The following is a 21697-nucleotide window of genomic DNA, read 5'->3' as shown; positions in this document are numbered from 1 at the left end:
AAAATTAGTTGAAGATTTCAACTGAAAACGCAAAAAATTGATGAAAGTTAATATTCTTTCAAATTTTTTTTGTTATCATTGCTTATTATCGCTATCCTTTGCAGACCCTCAATCTCATTGTTGCTGTTATTTACAATTTAAGCAACTCTGAAGACCTTCTGCAATGGATCGCAAAGGGGTGATACGGGTTCACCTCTCTCTTAGAAATACGGAAATTGAAAGTTTTTTGACCAAGATTAGTGCGCAGCTTTGGTTGCATCGTCTATTCTTGTGAATGATTTTTCATCCTTACTGATTTTAATCAGACGAATAACAGGTAGTCACACATGTCTAAGCTAGTTTTAGTTTTAAACTGCGGTAGTTCTTCTCTTAAATTTGCTGTTGTTGATGCTGAGAATGGTGCAGAGCATCTTTCAGGTCTTGCTGAATGTCTTCACCTTCCTGAAGCTCGCATCAAGTGGAAACTTGATGGTAAGCACGAAGCTCAACTAGGTAACGGTGCAGCACACGAAGAAGCACTAGCGTTCATGGTAGAAACTATTCTTGCTTCTAAGCCAGAGCTTTCTGAAAACCTAGCTGCAATCGGTCACCGCGTAGTACACGGTGGTGAGCAGTTCACTCAATCAGCTCTAATCACTGACGAAGTTCTTAAAGGTATTGAAGATTGTGCAACACTTGCGCCTCTTCACAACCCTGCGCACATCATTGGTATCAAAGCCGCTCAAAAATCTTTCCCAGCACTGAAAAACGTTGCTGTGTTTGACACCGCTTTCCACCAAACTATGCCAGAAGAAGCGTACCTATACGCACTTCCATACAACCTTTACAAAGAGCACGGTATCCGTCGTTACGGCATGCACGGTACTTCACACCTATTCATCACTCGTGAAGTTGCAAGCCTACTAAACAAGCCAGTTGAAGAAGTAAACATCATCAACTGTCACCTAGGTAACGGTGCGTCTGTTTGTGCAGTGAAGAACGGCCAATCTGTTGATACTTCAATGGGTCTAACGCCACTTGAAGGTCTAGTAATGGGTACTCGTTGTGGTGACATCGATCCTGCGATCATCTTCCACCTACACGACACTCTTGGCTACTCTGTTGAGAAAATCAACACGATGCTAACCAAAGAGTCTGGCCTTGCTGGTCTAACTGAAGTGACTTCTGACTGTCGTTTCGTTGAAGACAACTACGGTCAAAAAGAAGAAGCAACTCGTGCGATGGACGTATTCTGCCACCGCCTAGCGAAATACGTTGCTGGTTACACGGCAACTCTAGAAGGCCGTCTAGACGCAATCACTTTCACTGGTGGTATCGGTGAAAACTCTGCGCCTATCCGTGAAATGGTTCTTAACCGCCTAGGCATCTTCGGTATCGAAGTTGACAGCGAAGCAAACCTAAAAGCACGTTTCGGCGGTGAAGGCGTTATCACAACAGCAAACAGCCGTATCCCAGCAATGGTTATCTCGACTAACGAAGAGCTTGTTATTGCAGAAGACACTGCTCGCCTAGCAGGTCTTTAATTGACTTCTCTGGCTAGCCTTCGGGCTAGCCAGATTTCTTTTTGATAAAGAATCTTGGGCTTCACTTCTATTGTTTGGTTCGCCAAACCATAAGCAGTAAAGCTTTAAATCCCCCAATAGTTAAAGGTACTTTCTCTGATGTCCCGTACTATTATGCTTATCCCTGCGAGTGCTGGTGTTGGTCTTACTAGCGTAAGCATGGGTGTTCTTCGCGCTATGGAGCGCAAAGGCGTTAAAGTTTCTTTCTACAAGCCTATCGCACAACCACGTAGCGGCGGTGATCTTCCTGATCTTACTACCACTATCGTTGGCGCAAACAGCGATATGAAGATTGGCGAACCCCTATTGATGTCTGTTGCTGAGAACCTAATCGGTAACGACAACATGGACGAACTGCTAGAAACGGTTGTAGAACGTTACAACCAAATTAATAAAGATGCAGACGTTACGCTAATCGAAGGTCTTGTTCCTACTCGTAAGCACCCATTTGCTAACCAAGTGAACGCGGAAATCGCAGCAACACTTGGTGCTGAAATTGTTCTTGTGGCGACCCCAGGCACTGACAACCCAGCACAGCTAAAAGAGCGTATCGAAGTGGCTTGTTCAAACTTCGGTGGCACGAAAAACAAAAACATCTCTGGTGTTATCATCAACAAGCTAAACGCGCCAGTTGATGAAGCAGGCCGTACGCGTCCTGATCTATCAGAGATCTTCGATGACGCAGACAGCGCGAAACAAAACCAGCTAGAAGTGATGCAAATCTTCAACTCTAGCCCAATTCGCGTTCTAGGTTGTGTGCCATGGAGCATCAACCTGATTGCAACTCGCGCAATCGATATGGCGAAACACCTGAAAGCAGAAGTGATCAACGAAGGCGACATCAACACTCGTCGTATTAAGAGCATCACCTTCTGTGCACGTTCTCTGCCACACATGATTGAGCACTTCAAACCAGGCTCACTGCTTGTGACTTCTGCAGACCGTCCAGATGTTATCGTTGCGGCCTCTCTAGCAGCAATGAATGGTGTTGAAATTGGCGCAGTACTTCTGACTGGCGGTTACGATATTCCTACAGAAATCGAAAACCTATGTAAGCCAGCGTTTGAAAGTGGCCTTCCAATTTTCAAAGCACAAGGTAACACTTGGCAGACTTCGCTCAATCTACAGAGCTTCAGCCTAGAAGTACCTGCAGACGATAAAGAGCGTATCGAGTTCATCAATGACCACGTTGCAGGTCACATCGATGGCAACTGGATTGAGTCAATGACAGAAGGTACTGAGCGTTCTCGTCGTCTAAGTCCTCCAGCATTCCGTTACCAGTTGACTGAGCTTGCTCGTAAAGCGGGTAAACGCATCGTTCTTCCTGAAGGTGACGAGCCACGTACTGTGAAAGCGGCAGCGATCTGTGCTGAACGCGGTATCGCAGAATGTGTGCTGCTAGGTAACCCTGAAGAGATCAAGCGCGTGGCCGCACAGCAAGGTGTTGAACTAGGTGCTGGCGTTAAGATCATCGATGCAGACGCGATTCGCGAAAACTACGTTGCTCGTCTTGTTGAGCTACGTGGCTCGAAAGGCATGACGGAAGTTGTCGCTCGTGAGAAGCTTCAAGATTCTGTGTTCCTAGGCACTATGATGCTTGAGAACGATGAAGTTGACGGTCTAGTATCTGGTGCGGTTCACACGACGGCAAACACCATCGTTCCTCCGTTCCAAATCATCAAGACAGCACCAAATGCGTCTATCGTATCTTCTGTATTCTTCATGCTTCTGCCTGATCAAGTACTGGTTTACGGTGACTGTGCGATCAACCCGGATCCAACGGCAGAACAGCTTGCAGAAATCGCGATTCAATCTGCGGATTCTGCTGCAGCCTTTGGTATCGACCCACGCGTAGCAATGATCTCTTACTCTACTGGTGAGTCTGGTAAGGGTGCAGACGTTGATAAAGTACGTGAAGCGACCAAACTGGCTCAAGAGAAACGTCCTGATCTGATCATCGACGGTCCTCTGCAGTACGACGCAGCGATCATGGAAAACGTGGCAGCGTCTAAAGCGCCTAACTCTCCAGTAGCAGGTAAAGCGACCGTATTCGTATTCCCAGACCTCAACACGGGTAACACGACTTACAAAGCGGTACAACGTTCAGCCGACCTTGTTTCTATCGGTCCAATGCTGCAAGGTATGCGCAAGCCGGTAAACGACCTGTCTCGTGGCGCGCTAGTCGACGATATCGTCTACACCATCGCTCTAACTGCAATCCAAGCGACTCAAGATCAGAAATAATCCACTGAATCTTTTGTCTCTTGTCAGTAAGACTGAGCAGCGATAGAACGAAAAAGGGGTTGGCACTATGCCAACCCCTTTTGTTTTATGACTCATTCGGTCTCTTTACGCGCTCGCTTTAGGCTTCCGTTTCTACGTCTGCCACTGCCTCGCTATTCACAGCGGTAGTCTCCTTGGCGAACTCTTTTCTCAAACGTTTTGCTGCAGACACCAAGTTTGCCAACGCGGCTTCGGTTTCTGGCCAGTTGCGTGTTTTCAATCCGCAGTCTGGGTTTACCCACAAACGCTCTACTGGGATCTTCTGCGCCGCTTTCTTCACGAGATCGACAATCCACTCTTCGCTTGGAATGTTTGGCGAATGGATATCATACACACCTGGGCCAATTTCATTCGGGTAGTTGAACTCTTCAAATGCTTTAAGCAGTTCCATATTCGAGCGTGACGTTTCAATGGTAATCACATCCGCATCCAATGCCGCCACCGACTCAATGATTTCATTGAACTCGCTGTAACACATGTGAGTGTGGATCTGCGTTTCTGGCCTCGCACTCGCCGCTGAAATGCGAAACGCTTCGACTGCCCAATCTAGGTAGTTTTGATGATCACGTTTTTTCAGTGGCAGACCTTCACGAATTGCAGGTTCATCAATTTGAATGATGTTGATGCCTGCATCTTGCAGATCCGAGACTTCATCACGAAGCGCCAAAGCCAGTTGCTGGGCAATCGCTTTACGGCTGATGTCTTCACGTGGGAATGTCCAGCATAGAATTGTGACTGGGCCCGTCAGCATGCCTTTCATCTGTTTTGAAGTGAGCGACTGGGCGTAGGTAGACCAACCCACCGTAATAGGCTGCTCGCGCTCAATATCCGCGACCACAATGGCCGGTTTCACGCAGCGCGAGCCGTAGCTTTGCACCCAACCAAATTGCGTGGTTTGGAAGCCCGCCAGGTTTTCAGCAAAATACTCAACCATGTCGTTGCGCTCCGCTTCGCCGTGAACAAGCACATCGAGATCGAGCGCCTCTTGGCGTTTGACCGCATCCGCTATGTGGCCTTTTAGCGCTTGTTCATACTCTGCCGAGGAAAGCTGACCGCTGCGATAGGCACTGCGCTGAACACGGATCTCGCTGGTTTGCGGGAAAGAGCCAATGGTGGTGGTTGGTAATAGTGGCAACTGCAGCACCTCAGCTTGGTGTCGCGCACGCTCAGCATAAGGCACACTGCGCTGAGCAAGCTCTGCGGTAATAGCATTGACTCGTGACTGTACCGTTGCTTTGTGTACATGAGCAGCCGATTTGCGTGCTTGGATTGGCTGGCTGTACGCCTCACACTGTGCAATCGCCGCCGCATCTCCATCCAGCGCTTTACCCAGGAGCACCACTTCCGACACTTTCTGTTTAGCAAAAGCAAACCAGCTACGCACTTCTGCAGACAAACCCGCTTCTAGCTCTAAATCCACCGGAGAATGCAGCAGCGAACATGAACTGGCGACCCAAAGGCGCTCGCCTAATGCTGCTTTCACGGGCTGAAGGCGCTCTAGCTGCGCTTTGACATCCGAGCGCCACACGTTACGACCGTTGACAACCCCAAGCGACAGCACCCAATTTTGCGGCAACTTAGCCAGCACCGCATCCAACTGCTCAGGTGCGGCAGAAAGGTCGACATGAAGGCCGTCCACTGAGAGCTCGACAATGCGATCAAGCGAATCTACAACAGAGTCAAAATAGGTGGTCAGCAGCACTTTTACATCGCTGCGGATCACTTGGTAAGCAAGCTTAAATGCATCAAGCCAAGGCTTTTCCAACTCAAGTGCAAGAATAGGTTCATCAATTTGCACCCATTCAACACCTTGCTTGGCCAACTTGGCCAAAATCGCTTGGTAAGCGGTGAGCAAACGAGGTAACAGTGTTAAGCGGTCAAATCCGTCTTCAATTTCCTTCCCAAGGTAGAGGTAACTCAGTGGGCCAAGCAGCACCGGTTTTACGTTATGGCCAGCTTGTACGGCTTCGTTCACTTCTTCAAACAGTTGCGGCCAGCTGACTTCAAAGGTGTCCTCTTTACTGAATTCTGGCACGATGTAGTGATAGTTGGTGTTGAACCATTTCGTCATGTCTGACGCCGCCGCACCATGACACGCACAGCTCGATTGCGACTGACCACGGCCCACTCGGAACAAGGTATCCAAATCAGGGAAGCCATGACGATGGCGTTTTGGCACATGGCCAAGCAACAAGGTGGTGGTTAGAACATGGTCATACCATGCGAAGTCCCCTGCAACGGCAAAGCTAAGCCCTGCTGAGGCTTGAGTTTGCCAGTTTTTGTGGCGCAGCTCCGCACCGACTTTTTTCAATTCAGCTTGGTCGATTTCTCCGCGCCAATATTTTTCTTGGGCAAATTTGAGTTCGCGTTTTTCGCCGATACGGGGATAGCCGAGGATATGCGTGGTCGTTGTCATGTCAAATTCCTTATTCTTTCTATGCGTGATTTTTTCTATGCTGGGATGGTTATGCTGCTCACAAACTGCTGCTGAGCGGATGCATGACATCTCGTTCGTTGCATCTCGTTCGCTTTATTCAACAAGATGTCTGGATGGCTAAACTATCTCGCTAACCTCGCGTTTCGACAATCTCCATTTATTCAACTTGTTTATTAGAAAAATTCATCATAAGAAAAGAAACATCAACCAAAATAAATAGACGTCTAGATGTTTACAGCTCCAAAAAAACTGAGTAAGTTAAAAAGGCTCATGTAACGAGCGATTGGTTGAGAGGGATTCATGATTGAGCTAAAACACTTAAAAACACTAACGTCATTGCGAGACACTGGCTCATTGACCGCTACGGCAACCTCACTGCATCTCACTCAATCGGCGCTCTCCCATCAAATTAAAGATTTGGAAGCGCGCATTGGTGGTCAGCTCTTTTTACGCAAAACTCGCCCCGTCAAATTCACTTCAGAAGGGGAGATTTTGCTGCGCTTAGCCGACGAGATTTTGCCGAAGTTAGCCAGAGCAGAAAATGAACTGGCGAGCTTAAAAGAAGACGTGAATGGCCGCTTACACATGGCGATTGAATGCCACTCCTGCTTTCAGTGGCTCATGCCTGCTCTGAAGGAATATCAGTTGACCTGGCCGAGTGTGACGCTCGATTTTTCCTCCGGTTTTGGCTTTGAGCCCCTACCCGCTTTGATGGCTGGCGAACTGGATTTGGTGATCACGTCCGATATCCAGCCTCGCTCTGAAGTGCATTACGAGCCACTGTTTGATTTTGAAATGCGCCTGATTACCGCCACCAACCATCCTCTAGCGAACAAAGAGCGCTTACAACCTGACGATCTCGCCGATCAAACCATGTTGACTTATCCGGTACAAAAACAACGCTTAGATGTGGTGAAACACTTTTTGGCGCCCGCTGGTGTCGAGCCCGCTCGCTGGAAACAAGCAGACAACACACTGATGCTAGTGCAGATGGTTTCGGCTGGTTTGGGGGTTGCGGCTTTGCCCAACTGGGCGATCAGTGAATTTTCTCGCCAAGGGCTGATCACCAGTATTCCATTAGGTAAAGGATTGTGGCGACGACTGTTTGCCGCCACACGCAATGCCGATAAAGACAAACGCTATCTTCAAGCCTTCTTTGCGACGGCGAGACAGCAATGCAAAAGCCATCTTGATGGCATCAAGATGGCTTAAGGGAATGGTCACTAGCGAGAGTATGATTTGAATTGGTTGGTGAGCGGATCGTATTGATAACCCAATACATCCAGTTTGCCGACCACTTGCTCAACGTCCATTTCGTACATGCTGACCAGCTCTTCAAAGCTGTCGCATTCCAGTCGTAACTTCTCGTTGACGATGCCCAGTAGAATAATGCTGTCTAAACGGGCGACGTTACTCAGATCCATGACTACGCTCCTTTGTTGGTACATCTCCATTAAGCGTAGTCACTATTTCAACTGGATAAAGTGAAGCGGGTCTAAATGTTTGAATGTTCGTCAGAGATGAGACTTATCCATTCACCACAAACAAAATCTGCATAGAGACGGTCGCCGCCACGACCATCACCCACGCGGTTGAAAGCTGGATCTTGCTGGCGGTTTTTCCGCTGAAAATGTGCCAACACCACACGACAATACCGCCAATGACCAGCGCAAGGCTGGTGAGAATCAAGGTTGTGGCTTGAGTCTGTGCTTGCTTATCAAAACCGGACGCAACAGCCAGCAACGAAAGCGCTAGGCCCATCGCCGCCACAATACCACTAAACGGCAAAATGCGGTGGAAGGCTTGCAAACGTGAGCGAGCAATCACTAACAACAAGTGCGCAAACGCCGCACCAAGCAGTACCACCATCATCACCGTCGCCACAGACGCCCCCCACATGGGTTGCTTCATCGCCTGAATCGCAACAAACGACACCGCTAAGCCATCGGCTAAGTAGAGAACCCAAAGTGGTCCTGCATCACGCGTTTTGCCGGTTTGTACTTTGGAATAGAAATAGAAAATGGCAAACACCACCAGAAAAGCCGCAATCTCAATTGAAGAGACCGCCATCCACATCAAACCAATCGCGGGCAAGAGTTTATGGATACGACCACGTTGGCCCGGGCAAATATCGCCTTTCACTAAAATGAGGGTTAAAACAAGTTGTGCTCCTAGCAACATTGGAGCAAAAGAAGAGAGTAAAAACTGGATCATGATGAACAACATAATGCGACTAAAACTGGGCAGGCATGATACCCAAAGCACTTGAGAACAGCAATGAGCGCACAAAAGTTTGCCAAGCCACTCTCATTGATGCGGCGTCAAAAAAGCCCTTCACCAGACACATAGTGCAGCACATCTTGGTGAGTCACGATGCCCATATATTGCCCCGATTCGTCCAAAATCACCCAAGGCAATGGCAACGATTGTTTCAGCAGTTCATTTATCTCGACGGCCTTGGTCGCCACATCAACGGTTGAGAATTGCGTTTTCATTACTTGGTTCAAGGTTCGCTTACAGATAGCAAGATCTTTGGTGGTTTCTAGCTTGGTCCCCAGCGTGGGGGAAAGATGCAAGTTGAGGGTTTCTCTGTCGACGATGCCAAGGCAAACGCCTTCATCCACAATGGGCAACACCGTGTACTTTCCTTCATCAAGCAATAACTTAGCCTGTTTGATCGTTTCCTGCGGATCGAGTTGCGGCACACAAGATTGCGCAATGCGCAGCACTCCCATACTCCTAACGCTTTCATTACTTTCAAGAAAATCACTCAACTGATTTTGATAATTCCAAGCAAGGTGAAGCTGATCAAGAGGCAAAGGTTTCGAGAAGAAATACCCCTGAATGTAATCGACCCCAAGCCCGCACAGCACTTCCAATTCTTGTTTGGTTTCTACCCCTTCCGCCACCACTTTCACGTTGAGGGTGTGGGACAACTCCGTAATCATTCGCACAATGTGGTACTTGTGTGTACCAACATGAATATCGGTCACAAACTCTTTATCAATTTTCAACAGATCAAAATTACAGTCGCTGAGATAGGTAAAGGAGGAGTACCCCGTTCCAAAATCATCAATAGCAACGCTGACCCCCATGTTGCGAATGCGCTTGATCAACTCTGATTGGCTCGATTCACTGTCAAAATAGGCACTTTCTGTTAGCTCTACCGTCACCAGCTCTGGGGTATCGGAATACAGGCAGATCATCTGCTCGGCATTTTGCAGCACCTCTTCCGCCCCAAGTTTGGTGTTGAGCGAACGGTTAATCGTTATGCCAATACGGGTACCGAAACGTTCATGAATGGATTTCAGTCCTTGCAGCGACTTCTTACCGACCGTCCAATCGAGATCCGCCACCATCTCTAGCTCTTCAGCAATGCCGACCAGCTCTTGCGTGTTTTGCCATTGACCATGTTTGTCTTTAAAACGGCACAGCGCTTCAAACTTGGCGATATCCCACGTCGCAGTATCGATGATCGGCTGGTAAAACACTTCTACCGATTCCTCTTTGATCGAGCGCACCACCAGCTCTTCCAACTCTCGTCGGCGCAACACTTCTCGGTGAATAGAACCGTGATAGAAGGTGATCATGCCTTTATGTTGACCATCGTGCTCAAGCATGGCTTGTACCGCGTGTGACACCATCACTTTAGGGTTTTGCGTGTCATGCCCAAGTATCGAAACACCCACTTTCCCGCGCAACAGCGCATTTTGCACTTCCTCTCCACTCAAATGGGTCAGCTGAGCGAAAAACTTACGGATGGTTTGATGAATGATCTGAACCTGATTCGGTCCTTGGCTTTTGTTGCATTCAATCGCCGCAACAAAGTGGTTGCCGCCTAAATAACCCACGGCGCTACTGACGCGGTTTTTTTCTAAGCTTTCTGACAGACGTTGTTTCAGTTCATATTCATCACCTGCCGCGAAGTTGGGCAAAAACGCCAGCACCATTAACAAATCATCATTATTCGAGTCCATCCAGCGCACTGTCAGTTGCTGGGTAAACTGCTTTTCTGTGGGCAGTTGTGTCAACAACTCCACGCCACCATGCTCCATATCGGCCAGACGATAGAGGCGATCAGAGAAGTCCACATACAAACCAAGGTAATAGACTTTGTCGTCACAAGTGAGTTTTTGCAGCGTCAGTTCCTGCGGCACAATCGCACCACCAAAGGTACGAATAAGCACCACGCCTTGCCACAGCCCTTTGCTGTTTACCTCTTCAGTGATGCTTTGGTAAAACTCATCGCTGTGTTTGCCTGAATCCAAAATCGATGCGCACTGCCCAACAATTTGATTGAGTTTGTAACCTGTGTGATTTTCGAAGTAGCGATTGCACAGCAAGATCTGTGTCGCGGCATCCGTGAGCAAAATGCCATGATGATCATTGTCGAACGCTTGGCGAAACAGCGTCGAAAACTCATTTCCTTTGGTATCGACACTAAACAGCTTGCGGATTTCCCCCTCTACGGCATTCTCCGCTTGGGGAACAAATCGAAACAGCACATAGTGACTGACCGAGTTAAGGCTAATCCAACAACGGTAGCTGCCTGATTTTTTGGATTGACACGCTCTGTCGAGCAAGTTGAGTAATTGCAGTTTGTCGATGGTGGCAAACGAAGACCAAAATAACGCGCTGACATCCTCACTCAGTCCGATACGCCAAAAATGACGAAATAGCGCTTCATCAACATGTAAGCACGCATCACCGTGTTTCCATTGCCAGCCATACGATGATGACTTGGTGGAATGTTCGCCAGAGCGCCACTCTCCTCTGGAAGGTTGTAACATAGTTTTTCCTTAACGAACCTCACGCTAGCCACTGCGTTGACGTTAATAAAAACCCTAGCCTCTTTAAAATTAGGTGATGAGGCGCAGTTACACCAGCCGAACTAACTAAGATTCTTGCGCAAATATTTAAGGACCGAGTGCATTTCAATTACCCCTTTATAGTCCCCATCGTCATCCACCATGATCCAAGGAAACAATTCCAATTGGTTAATGACCACCGCCAATGCGCTCATTTGTGTGTGCCAATGCAGCGTTGAAAAATTCAACACCATCACTTGATTGACGCGCTTGTTCCACAAACCGGCTTCTTTCATGGTTTCCAGCTCGGTGCCCATTCCTGGCGTTAAATGCAAGTTCATCGCTTCTCTATCGACAAACCCTACACATTTCCGCCCGTCCACCACAGGGATAATGTTGAGCTCATCTCGCTGCAAATATTCGAACGCTAATGAGATTGGGTCCCCCGGGTCAAGATGAGGCGTCGCGGGCGTGGCAAGATCGCAGACGCACCCTTTCGAGCCGTACTTCTTCTGGTAGGATGCCAAAGAGAGCGCTTCGAATTGCTGCTGGGCATCACTTTTGAGGGCAAAAGGCTTAGCAAAAAAGTACCCCTGAACGCTGTCCACACCGATTTGTGCCAAAATTTGCAGCTCGGTTTCGCTTTCTACCCCTTCAGCCACCACCCGCAAGCCCAGTTGATGCGAAAGCTCTGTCAGCGAGCGCACAATACGATATTGATTGGAGTTCACACGAATATTTTGCACAAACGCGCGATCGATTTTGAGCACATCAAAATGGCATTGGGTGAGGTATTGAAACGAAGAGTAGCCGGTACCAAAATCGTCAACGGCAACAGAAACGCCCGCTTTACGTAGCAGCTTCAGGCCATCTGCTTTGTGTTCTTCACTTTCAAAATAGGCATTTTCCGTGATTTCCACCGTCACTTGATCAGGTTGTACACCACTTTCATCAATCAGCAACGCCGTTTGCATCAACAGCTGACTGACGCCCGTTGACGAACTGATGGAACGATTAAACGAAATACCCACTTGTGGCCCAAAACAACACTGTAAATACTCAAGATCGCTTAATGCTTGCCTTGCCACCTGCTGGTCGAGAATTTCAATCATGTCCAAGTCCTCGGCGATATTGATCAACTCCTGAACCGAGGCTTCTTGACTCAATGCGGGGGGGAAACGGCACAAAGCTTCGAACTTATCCACTCGCCACTGTTGTAGATCGATAATCGGCTGGTAATGGACTTCAATGGTTTTCTGCTCGATACACTCAAGCAATAAGGTTTCTAAGCGCTTTTTCTTTTCGATTTGTAAGTGCATAGCATGATCATAAAAACTGATGTGCCGTTGCTGCCCTGAATGCATTTCCAACAGAGCCTGATTAGCATGCGTGAACAGTGCCGCCGGCGTTTTTGCATCAACACCGAGTACCGAAACACCGGTTTTCCCTTGGGTTAGCGCTTGCGAAACTTCGCCTTTGGCTTGCTTGAAACCGTGAAAAAATCGCTTCATACGTTGGCGAACCTGACGAATGAGAGAAATATGAGAATGATGTTCAATCTCCAGCCCAACAACAAAGCGATCATTGCCAAGATAGCCCACTAAGTGGTTATGGCTGTGCTCAAACAGAAACTGAGCAAATTCTCTTTTCGCATTCAGCTCCGTGCTGTAAGAGAAATTCGGCTGTATCGCCAGCAGCAGGAGCGTTGACTTGTCACTCTCACTTTGGTGCCAAACCTCCAATAAGCGCAGGAACTTCTCTTTAGAGGGCAACTGAGTGAGCAGATCAATGCCTCCTTTTTCCCGATCATTAAGGCGATTGAGATGCGTCGAGAGATCGGCACTAAACCCAATAAAATAGTCTCGACCCGCTAAAGTCACTTTTTGGATAGTGAGATCTTGTGGGGTATTCTCTCCCCCTGAGGTTCGGGTCAAAATCGCCCCGGACCAACTGCCTTCCGTCGCAAGGGCGTGCCACATCGACTGATAGAAATGCTCAGAGTGTTTATCTGCGTTAAAAATACGAGATTTAAGACCGATAAGATCGCGGCGATGATACCCAGTGAGGCGTTCAAAATAGGCATTACACGCAAGGATGCGAGTCTCTTCATCGGTCACTAAAATGCCGTGGTGATCGTTTTCAAACAAACGGTAAAACAGCTCGGCCACTTCATCGGCATCACGCAGGAGCAATAATGGTGTGACGGTTCCGGCAAGCTGATTCTCTCCTTGCCTTTCAATATCAAACTCAACAAAAGTGACAATGTTTAACGGCGTCACGAGCGCACATTGATAACGTTGACTAACACCTGTCGTTAACACTTGGCGAAAAGCATCGATCGCTTTTTTCCGTTGAGAAATCGGCAACCACTGAATGAGCTGCTTGGTGGTAATGGGAAAGATCTCCACACCAAATAAGGCATAGGCGGCACTCTCTTCGCATTCAAACCGTTGAGTAACAAAGTTGAGCCGCCAGTCAAACGCGACACCAATGACATTTTCATGAGCCTGAACTTCACTCGACGAACCAACTAACTTCTCATCCATGGGCCAACTCCATGCCAAATACGACTCTTGTTTCATAATTATAGAATCGTTGCCCAACGCTAACCTTGACTGCCCCTACAGTTTTTAGCTTGCTTCTTACCAGTGGACTTTGGTTAGCGAAAATACGTGATAAAACTAGGGTTATGTAGTGGTGGATAGTGGTCTCACAAGCCGCTATAATTCGCGCTCGCAAAATCTGAGGTTATTTTATGCACAGCGACATTACCCCTATCCATACCCACAAAAAATATTGGGCCGAATGTTTTGGCACCGCCCCTTTTCTGCCAACCAGCAGAAAAGAGATGGACGCATTGGGTTGGGATAGCTGTGACATTGTCCTAGTCACTGGCGATGCTTATGTCGACCATCCGAGTTTTGGTATGGCGATCATCGGTCGCTTACTGGAAGCACAAGGCTTTCGCGTGGGCATCATTGCTCAACCACAGTGGCAAGACAAAACCGACTTCATGTCGCTTGGTAAACCAAATCTGTTTTTTGGTGTCACCTCAGGCAATATGGACTCGATGATCAACCGCTACACTTCAGATCGCAAATTACGTCACGATGACGCCTACACGCCAAATAATGAAGGTGGCAAGCGCCCAGATCGCGCCACTCTTGTTTACTCGCAGCGTTGTCGTGAAGCCTATAAAGACGTGCCTATCGTTTTAGGCGGCATTGAAGCAAGCCTACGCCGTGTTGCTCACTACGATTACTGGTCCGACAAAGTGCGTCGCTCTGTTTTGCTTGATGCCAAAGCGGACATTTTGTTGTTTGGCAACGCAGAACGTGCACTGGTGGAAGTGGCGCATCGTTTGGCTGAGGGCGAAGAGATCGCTCAAATGACCAACATTCGTGGCACCGCGGTTAACCTTGCGGCAGAGCCAGAAGGCTACACCATCATCGATTCCTCGCGCATCGAGAAGCCACGTAAAGAAGCCTTTATTCCGCCAAATCCATACGAAGTGGAAACGCAGTGTGAAACCAAATCGGAAGAGCCCAAAGCGCAGCCGATTACTATTCGTCCTTCGCGTCACGACGCCGCGACCACTGCGGTGCGTTTGCCAAGTTTCGAGAAGCTGCAAAACGACCGCATTCTTTATGCGCACGCCAGCCGTATTCTCCACTTGGAAACCAACCCTTATTCTGGCCGCGCACTGATCCAGCGTCACGGTAACCGCGAGCTGTGGGTAAACCAAGCGCCGATCCCACTGACCACAGAAGAGATGGATTATGTGTTCGGTTTGCCATATGCGCGAGTTCCGCATCCTAAATATGGTAAAGCGAAGATTCCTGCCTATGACATGATCAAAACCTCCGTCAACATCATGCGTGGCTGTTTTGGTGGCTGTTCATTCTGCTCAATCACCGAGCACGAAGGACGCATCATTCAAAACCGCTCACAAGAGTCGATTTTGACCGAGCTGGAAGAGATCCGCGATAAAGTACCCGGCTTTACGGGCACCATTTCTGACTTAGGCGGGCCAACAGCCAATATGTATCGCCTTGGTTGTAGCGATCCAAAAGCCGAAGCCAACTGTCGTCGCCCTTCGTGTGTCTTCCCGGGTATCTGTAATAAGCTCAATACCGATCATAAACACACCATCGACCTTTACCGCGCAGCGCGTCAGGTTAAAGGGGTGAAGAAAGTGATGATCGCCTCGGGCGTTCGTTATGATCTCGCGATTGAATCTCCTGAATACGTGAAAGAGCTGGTTACGCACCACGTTGGTGGTTATTTGAAGATTGCCCCTGAGCACACCGAAAAGGGCCCTCTCGACCTGATGATGAAGCCGGGTATGGGTACTTACGATCGCTTCAAAGAGATGTTCGATAAGTACAGCCAAGAAGCGGGCAAGAAGCAGTATCTGATCCCGTACTTCATCTCTGCGCACCCGGGCACGACCGATGAAGACATGCTGAACTTGGCATTGTGGCTGAAGAAGAACAATTACGAGTGCGATCAGGTACAGAACTTCTACCCATCGCCAATGTGTAATGCCACCTCGATGTACTACTCTGAGACTAACCCACTTAAACGCGTGAAGTACAAACAGCGTGAAGATGTGCCGGTAGCCAAAGGGGATCGCCAGCGTCGACTGCACAAAGCGCTGTTGCGTTACCACGATCCAGCCAACTGGCCGTTGATCCGTGAAGCACTGATCACTATGGGTAAGAAGTATTTGATCGGCGATAAACCGGGCTGTTTGGTGCCAGCGGAAGATATGGATGCTCGCACGCCAGCGCAGCGTCGTAAATCAGGCCGCCATGGTGCCAACCGTTTTGCTACCAAACACACCAGCACCCAACCGGGTTTCCCGGGTGATAAAGCTAACGCTGGTTCAGGCAAAAAACCAACACGTGGCGGCCAGTCAAACTCGGCTCCATCACGTTCAGGCTCAGCAACTGGTGGCAAACATCCACAACGCTCTGGTGCAAACACCGGTGGGAAAAGCTCGGGTGGGAAAAACTCACCACGTGCAGGTGGCAGAAACCAACCGTCACGAGCTCGCTAACAGCAATAAAAAGAGACGTCTCTGATCATCACAAAGCGCCTCTAAGTTGTTCAAAAGCCAAGGTCTCGACCTTGGCTTTTTTATGTGGATGTCACGCCTTAAACGCGTGCGGTTCTGCTGGCTTCAATGACGTTCACCAGATCTTTGAGTGACACGGGTTTAGAGAACAAGTAGCCTTGAAGACGGTCACAGCCCAGTTGGTGCAAGCGGATTTGCTGGTCAACCGTTTCGACCCCTTCCGCCACCACAATAATTCGGTTGGAATGGCCAATCGCCACGATGGTCTTGACCAAACTTTCACTCTGCGATCGGCTGAGCATATTGCTGACAAACGAGCGATCAATCTTAATTTCGCTGATGGGTAGCGCATTCAAATAGCTGAGCGACGAGAAACCGGTACCAAAATCATCCAACGAGATATGGAAGCCAAGTTGGCGCAACTCTTCCATGATAGGTTTAACCTCTTCCAACTCTTCGATAAATACGTTTTCGGTAATCTCTAAGGTGATCAAGCGGCAATCGATATCCAACTCGCGAGTGACGCAATACACACCATTAACAAAACCTTTTTGCAGTAATTGTTTCGGGGAGATATTGATCGAAACGGGCATGGTTCGCCCCGTGGTTTGCGCTAACCATTTCATGTCTAAACACGCTTTGCGCAGCACAAAATCGCCAATCGCGAAGATCTGCCCAGAGATTTCGGCAATCTGTATGAATTTCATCGGTGACACCGCCCCAAGGTAGCCATTGGTCCAGCGACATAGCGCTTCAACACCTTCAATCTGACCCGTTCTTGGGTTCACTTGCGGTTGGTAATACACCTCTAGCTCATCGCGCTCGATAGCGTATTTCAGCTCATCTTCCAAAAGGAAATCGTATTGGACCTGCTCGTTAATGCTCTGATCATAGAACATCACTTGCCCTTTGTGCTGAGCTTTCGAGCGGAACAACACAATGTCTGCATTGGCAATTAACTGATCGGCACTGTCACCATCTTGAGGATACATCGCCACACCAACACTGCACGACGTCGACACCAAAGCGCCATGCAAAATGAAATGATCGGTCAATGAACGTCGTACGCTTTCTGCCAGCATTTCGGCCTCGTCCTTGCTGCTTAGCTCAGCAAAACAGAAGACAAACTCATCTCCGCCAAAACGGGCTACGCTGTCACCCGCTCGCAACAGTTGGCTGAACTTCTCGCCCACTCTGAGCAGCAGCTCGTCACCCACTTTGTGACCATGCTGATCATTCACCTTCTTAAAGTTATCCAAATCAACAAACATCACCGCCAGTTGCTTACCACTCGCTCGGCAACGTTGAATGCCCGACACTATTTGAACTTCCAGCAAAGAGCGGTTTGGCAGTTTGGTGAGAGAATCGTGCTTCGCTTGGTAAGCCAACTGCTCTTGGCTCTGTTCCAGTTTTTTGAAATCGGTGCGAATGCGTTTTTGATATTGATTAAAACGACGGCCAATGTACTGGCTGACTGCCAGTGATAACGACGCCAAAACAAACGCCAATAACAGACAAAGCGTAAGAATTTTAAACAGCTCAGAGCGGTAACGGTCACGTAAATCACGCCCTTGCTTATCAATGAATTTTTCGATCTCCGACAGATAAACCCCACCACCGATCACCCACCCCCATTCCGGCAGCTTTTTGACGTAACTGATTTTCTCTCCGCTGGTCACGGCTTTCGGAACATAGGCACTTTCATAGCGAACAAACGCGGCGTTGTCATCTCCGGTCTTCTCTAGCGCATCAAGGAAAAGCTGCAATAAGTGCGGTTGATTCACGCTCAGCTTGCTACGGTCAATATGAGCGATGGTTTCGCCTTCCATATTCAACACAAAAATGTAGCCGTTGCTATCAAAGCGAAACTCTGAGAGCCATTTCAGCATCCGTTTTTGGATATACGCTTCCACATCAACCGTGTATTCGCCGGTACCAATAAACCAATCGTAAGGGGCAAAGTGTTTGGCATAGCCAATTTTCTCAAACTCTTGCGTGCCAAAACCCGGTTTTTGAAACCACCAGCGAGAAAACGCGCCCCCATCAGTGGAACTGCGAATATTGCGCACAATATCTCGGGCAATATAGCCGCCATGTGTGTCTTGCAATTCCCATGTGGAGGTTTGTTCTAGATCTGGACGAAGAGGATGCATGACCGTTGTGCCATCCATCTTGTAGATAAAATAGTAGCCGCGTCCATCGTTGAATCGGACATCACGCAGCGCTTCCATCACCAGTTGAGTCACTTCCTTCTCAGAAAGATGTTGGTTGGCTTTGTAAATACTTTCGATGATTTGATAAGCTTCTAAGGTGCGGGCTTTTACTGAGGCTTTAAGAACATGAATCGTTTGGCCGCGCTCATACTCTAACTGCTGATAAACACTTTCAACTTGTCGTGCAACGTTGGCTTTTTGATTGTCGGTGAAATCGCTGCGCAGTGTTTCAATCAATTGCGTAGTTCGGCTTTTATTGCCATTGACGATCACTGCAACCAAGATCAACATAAAGCCTGTAATGATACACAACGGAATAATACGAATTAGCCGTAGAATGTTTTGATCTGAACTCGAATGCACGTTTTCTGAAGCTCCAGCCTTGACGTAGTATTTTATAAGAACTGAAGTATCGCTAGCTGTTGCGTCTTAGTGTTGAGACTTTTTCTCTCAACGCTTAAAATCGCAGCGACACGACCTTCCAATTTATCATTTATGTTTATTTTCTTTTAAGTCAATAACATCACACGTTATGAAACTCGATAACAGCCCCATTACTCAACATTGTTACGCCGGTCATACCTTTTACCTAAAACGTGACGACTTGTTGCATTCCCACTTTACCGGGAATAAGGCAAGAAAATTCATGAGCTTATTGAACGCCAATTTGCCCAATATCACCACTCTGATCAGTTATGGCTCCGCGCAAGCAAACTCTCTCTTTTCTTTGGCCGCGCTGGCACGCATAAAAGGTTGGAAACTCGAGTTTTATGTCGACCACTTACCGGAATGGCTACGCTTACGCCCACAAGGTAACTATCGTGGCGCGTTAGAGCTCGGCGCGGAGATCATCGAGGTTTCTCAACACACCCCCGGCATGCATCCTCAGCAATACATCGAACAAGTAAGACAACCATCAGATGCCTGCTATGTCGTTCCAGAAGGTGGGCGCTTTGAACTGGCAGAAGAAGGCATCAAACAGTTGGCTTTGGAACTGTTGGCTTGGTCACGCTTTGAACCGTCGAAACAATTTGTCATCGCGCTCCCGTCAGGAACCGGCACCACCGCACTTTATCTGCACAAATACCTTAAACCTCATGGCATCGATGTTTTGACCTGTGCGTGTGTCGGAGGCGACAGCTACCTCACCAGCCAATTTGAGCAACTAGGCGAAACAGACCATCCCCAGATCCTTACCTCAGCCAACAAGCACCATTTCGGCAAGCTGTACAAAGAGGACTACCAAACCTGGTTGTCTCTACTCAATCACACCGATATTGAGTTTGACCTCCTTTACGACCCGCTCATGTGGCGCTGCTTGCTCCCTTGGTTAGAGGAGAATAAAGATAAAACGCTGCTTTATATTCACCAAGGAGGCTTGTTAGGAAATGAGTCAATGCTGCCAAGATATCAGCGAAAATTCCCACTAGAAGAGAATTTACCCTCCGCTATCGATAAATAACTCACGAATGTTACAAAATAACGCTGTATACTTTACAGTAACTTAACCGCATTTATGGGTAGATCTGTTGGCCAAAATAATCCTATCGCAGTGGTTCCCCGGACTCGTCCAATTAAAACACTATCAAAAAGAGTGGCTCGCCGATGACGTTCGCGCCGCCTTTTCTGTGGTGGCCGTCGCGCTGCCTGTTGCTATCGCCTACGCCCAATTAACGGGGGTTTCTGCGATTGTCGGTCTCTATTCGTGCGTATTGCCAATGTTGGTTTACGCCTTAATGGGCACATCAAGGCAATTGATCGTCGGACCTGATGCCGCAACGTGTGCAGTGATTGCCGCTGTGGTAACCCCGCTTGCCGCTGGTGATGCAACCAAACACTGGCAACTGGTGATGACCATGACCGCGATGACCGGAATGTGGTGCGTACTGGCAAGCCGCCTGAAATTGGGCATTTTGGCTGACTTTCTTTCACGTCCGATCCTCTTGGGGTTACTCAATGGTGTGGCACTCACCATCATCGTTGGCCAGTTTGCCAAGGTGGTAGGCTGGAAATATGAGCAGCGCTACCTACTCGAACGTTTATGGGAAGCCCCACAACGATTGGCAGATTTGCACTGGCCGACATTGGCGCTCAGCGTGGCCACTGTGGCCGTCTATCTGATCACCAAGCGATTTCGTCCTAGCTGGCCTGCAGCGATGTTGGCGATCCTCATCACCACCGCCTCCGTTTGGCTTTTGCGTTTGCAAGAAGTTGGGGTGTCGGTGGTTGGGCTGACACAAGGCGGGTTTCCTAACTTCCAAACGCCAGAGTTTGAACTGGGCGTCACTCGTGAATTGGTGGTACCAGCGCTCAACTTGGCGATGGTGAGCTTTGTCAGCATGATGCTGACCGCCCGCAGCTTCGCGGCCAAAAACGGCTACGATATTGATGCCGACAAAGAATTCCGCGCCTTAGGCTTTGCCAATATTGCTTCAGCCTTTTCACAGGGATTTGCCATCAGTGGTGCCGATTCCCGCACAGCAGTCAACGATGCCAATGGAGGAAAATCCCAACTGGTGTCCATTATTGCTGCCATCACCATTGCGGTGATCGCCGTGTTTATCTACCAGCCATTGCAGTTTATTCCTATCGCCTCATTGGGAGTGGTCTTGATTATCGCCTCGCTGTCGCTGCTTGATCTTAAAGGCATTTGGATCTTACGAAAACGTGACAAAGACGCCTTCTATCTCGCCTCCATCACTTTTGTTTCTGTGCTGGTGATTGGCGTAATACCGGGCATCACCTTGGCGGTGTTGTTGGGTCTGTTCCAGTTCTTGCGCATCGTTATGCGCCCAAGCGATCAATTGCTTGGGTTGGATGAAGAAGGCACCATTCGCACCGTCGACGGCACAGGCAAAGCGACTCCGATCCCAGGTATGGTGATCTACCGTTTTAACTCGCCACTCACCTACTTCAACGCACCGTATTTTAAGCGCCGTTTACTGGAACACGCGGAACACACCAAAGACGTGGGTTGCGTGGTGGTGGATGCGGTTTCTAGCTTCACTCACCTAGATTTGAGTGTAATGGCAACGCTCGCGGATGTGCATGAAACGCTGAAAAAACGAGGAATTCGCTTGATTCTAGCCGGCCGTAAACGACGCCTTCGTCAGTGGTGTGAATTGACGGGCATCAGCACCAGTGAAGGTGGCATTTTGCTGCGCGCGGATATGTATCTCGCCATCAAACTCAGTGGCTGTTACCTCAGCGCCGTGGGTGAAGGTCAAGTCCCTACTGTGCAAAAAGAGCCCGATTTGGAAGAGCCGCCAAAAGCGATTCCCGAAGTGGCATGAGGGGCCTTTTCGTCTCTTCTC

The 21697-nt window shown here is 48.6% G+C and carries 12 protein-coding genes; 6 read left to right on the top strand and 6 right to left on the bottom strand.

Translation table 11 applies throughout. The features are described from left to right. The first annotated feature begins 326 nt into the window (after positions 1 to 326). Positions 327 to 1523 (top strand): acetate kinase, encoded by a 1197-nt coding sequence (locus VV1_RS10450; protein ID WP_011080094.1) that lies wholly within the window; start codon positions 327 to 329, stop codon positions 1521 to 1523. 138 nt (positions 1524 to 1661) lie between these two features. Continuing rightward, positions 1662 to 3806 (top strand): phosphate acetyltransferase, encoded by a 2145-nt coding sequence (gene pta, locus VV1_RS10445; RefSeq protein ID WP_011080093.1) that lies wholly within the window; start codon positions 1662 to 1664, stop codon positions 3804 to 3806. 118 nt (positions 3807 to 3924) lie between these two features. Here pta and metE read toward each other — a convergent pair whose 3' ends face one another. Then, the gene (gene metE, locus VV1_RS10440) at positions 3925 to 6261 is read right to left on the bottom strand and encodes a 5-methyltetrahydropteroyltriglutamate--homocysteine S-methyltransferase (protein ID WP_011080092.1); all 2337 of its coding nucleotides are present in this window, start codon (positions 6259 to 6261) and stop codon (positions 3925 to 3927) included. Positions 6262 to 6582: 321 nt separating this feature from the next. On the opposite strand from metE, the gene metR reads away from it, so the two are divergent. After that, entirely contained in the window at positions 6583 to 7494 is a 912-nt protein-coding gene (gene metR, locus VV1_RS10435) for an HTH-type transcriptional regulator MetR (RefSeq protein ID WP_011080091.1), read from the top strand. A gap of 11 nt (positions 7495 to 7505) precedes the next feature. Here metR and VV1_RS10430 read toward each other — a convergent pair whose 3' ends face one another. The 4 genes from VV1_RS10430 to VV1_RS10415 all read right to left on the bottom strand — a co-directional run bounded on the left by VV1_RS10430 (position 7506) and on the right by VV1_RS10415 (position 13636). Beyond that, positions 7506 to 7706 (bottom strand): DUF4250 domain-containing protein, encoded by a 201-nt coding sequence (locus VV1_RS10430; RefSeq protein ID WP_013571464.1) that lies wholly within the window; start codon positions 7704 to 7706, stop codon positions 7506 to 7508. 103 nt (positions 7707 to 7809) lie between these two features. Continuing rightward, entirely contained in the window at positions 7810 to 8508 is a 699-nt protein-coding gene (locus tag VV1_RS10425; RefSeq protein ID WP_011080089.1) for an HI_1241 family integral membrane domain, read from the bottom strand. 95 nt (positions 8509 to 8603) lie between these two features. After that, complete coding sequence (locus VV1_RS10420; RefSeq protein ID WP_011080088.1) at positions 8604 to 11072, bottom strand: EAL domain-containing protein; 2469 nt, start codon at positions 11070 to 11072, stop codon at positions 8604 to 8606. Positions 11073 to 11173: 101 nt separating this feature from the next. Then, complete coding sequence (locus VV1_RS10415; RefSeq protein ID WP_043920967.1) at positions 11174 to 13636, bottom strand: EAL domain-containing protein; 2463 nt, start codon at positions 13634 to 13636, stop codon at positions 11174 to 11176. 209 nt (positions 13637 to 13845) lie between these two features. Here VV1_RS10415 and VV1_RS10410 point away from each other — a divergent pair, with 209 nt between their 5' ends. Continuing rightward, positions 13846 to 16152: a YgiQ family radical SAM protein gene (locus VV1_RS10410; RefSeq protein WP_011080086.1), complete on the top strand. Its 2307-nt coding sequence runs from the start codon at positions 13846 to 13848 to the stop codon at positions 16150 to 16152. Between the two features lie 98 nt (positions 16153 to 16250). On the opposite strand, the gene VV1_RS10405 is transcribed toward VV1_RS10410, so the two are convergent. Next, positions 16251 to 18746, bottom strand: a complete 2496-nt coding sequence (locus tag VV1_RS10405) for a bifunctional diguanylate cyclase/phosphodiesterase (RefSeq protein WP_133295516.1) — start codon at positions 18744 to 18746, stop codon at positions 16251 to 16253. 169 nt (positions 18747 to 18915) lie between these two features. Here VV1_RS10405 and VV1_RS10400 point away from each other — a divergent pair, with 169 nt between their 5' ends. Continuing rightward, on the top strand, positions 18916 to 19845 hold the full coding sequence (locus VV1_RS10400; protein WP_011080084.1) for a pyridoxal-phosphate dependent enzyme: 930 nt from the start codon (positions 18916 to 18918) through the stop codon (positions 19843 to 19845). 67 nt (positions 19846 to 19912) lie between these two features. Beyond that, entirely contained in the window at positions 19913 to 21676 is a 1764-nt protein-coding gene (locus VV1_RS10395; RefSeq protein ID WP_011080083.1) for a SulP family inorganic anion transporter, read from the top strand. Positions 21677 to 21697: the final 21 nt, after the last annotated feature.

It is taken from the genome of Vibrio vulnificus CMCP6, from assembly GCF_000039765.1.
GTDB lineage: Bacteria > Pseudomonadota > Gammaproteobacteria > Enterobacterales > Vibrionaceae > Vibrio > Vibrio vulnificus_B.
Note: the sequence above shows the minus strand (reverse complement) of the source record. Positions and strands in the feature narration are given on the sequence as shown.

Excerpts from the sequence above, each read along its gene's own strand:
- VV1_RS10450 (WP_011080094.1), top strand. The coding sequence starts at position 327 with ATGTCTAAGCTAGTTTTAGTTTTAAACTGCGGTAGTTCTTCTCTTAAA.
- pta (WP_011080093.1), top strand. The coding sequence starts at position 1,662 with ATGTCCCGTACTATTATGCTTATCCCTGCGAGTGCTGGTGTTGGTCTT.
- metE (WP_011080092.1), bottom strand. The coding sequence starts at position 6,261 with ATGACAACGACCACGCATATCCTCGGCTATCCCCGTATCGGCGAAAAA.
- metR (WP_011080091.1), top strand. The coding sequence starts at position 6,583 with ATGATTGAGCTAAAACACTTAAAAACACTAACGTCATTGCGAGACACT.
- VV1_RS10430 (WP_013571464.1), bottom strand. The coding sequence starts at position 7,706 with ATGGATCTGAGTAACGTCGCCCGTTTAGACAGCATTATTCTACTGGGC.
- VV1_RS10425 (WP_011080089.1), bottom strand. The coding sequence starts at position 8,508 with ATGTTGTTCATCATGATCCAGTTTTTACTCTCTTCTTTTGCTCCAATG.
- VV1_RS10420 (WP_011080088.1), bottom strand. The coding sequence starts at position 11,072 with ATGTTACAACCTTCCAGAGGAGAGTGGCGCTCTGGCGAACATTCCACC.
- VV1_RS10415 (WP_043920967.1), bottom strand. The coding sequence starts at position 13,636 with ATGGATGAGAAGTTAGTTGGTTCGTCGAGTGAAGTTCAGGCTCATGAA.
- VV1_RS10410 (WP_011080086.1), top strand. The coding sequence starts at position 13,846 with ATGCACAGCGACATTACCCCTATCCATACCCACAAAAAATATTGGGCC.
- VV1_RS10400 (WP_011080084.1), top strand. The coding sequence starts at position 18,916 with ATGAAACTCGATAACAGCCCCATTACTCAACATTGTTACGCCGGTCAT.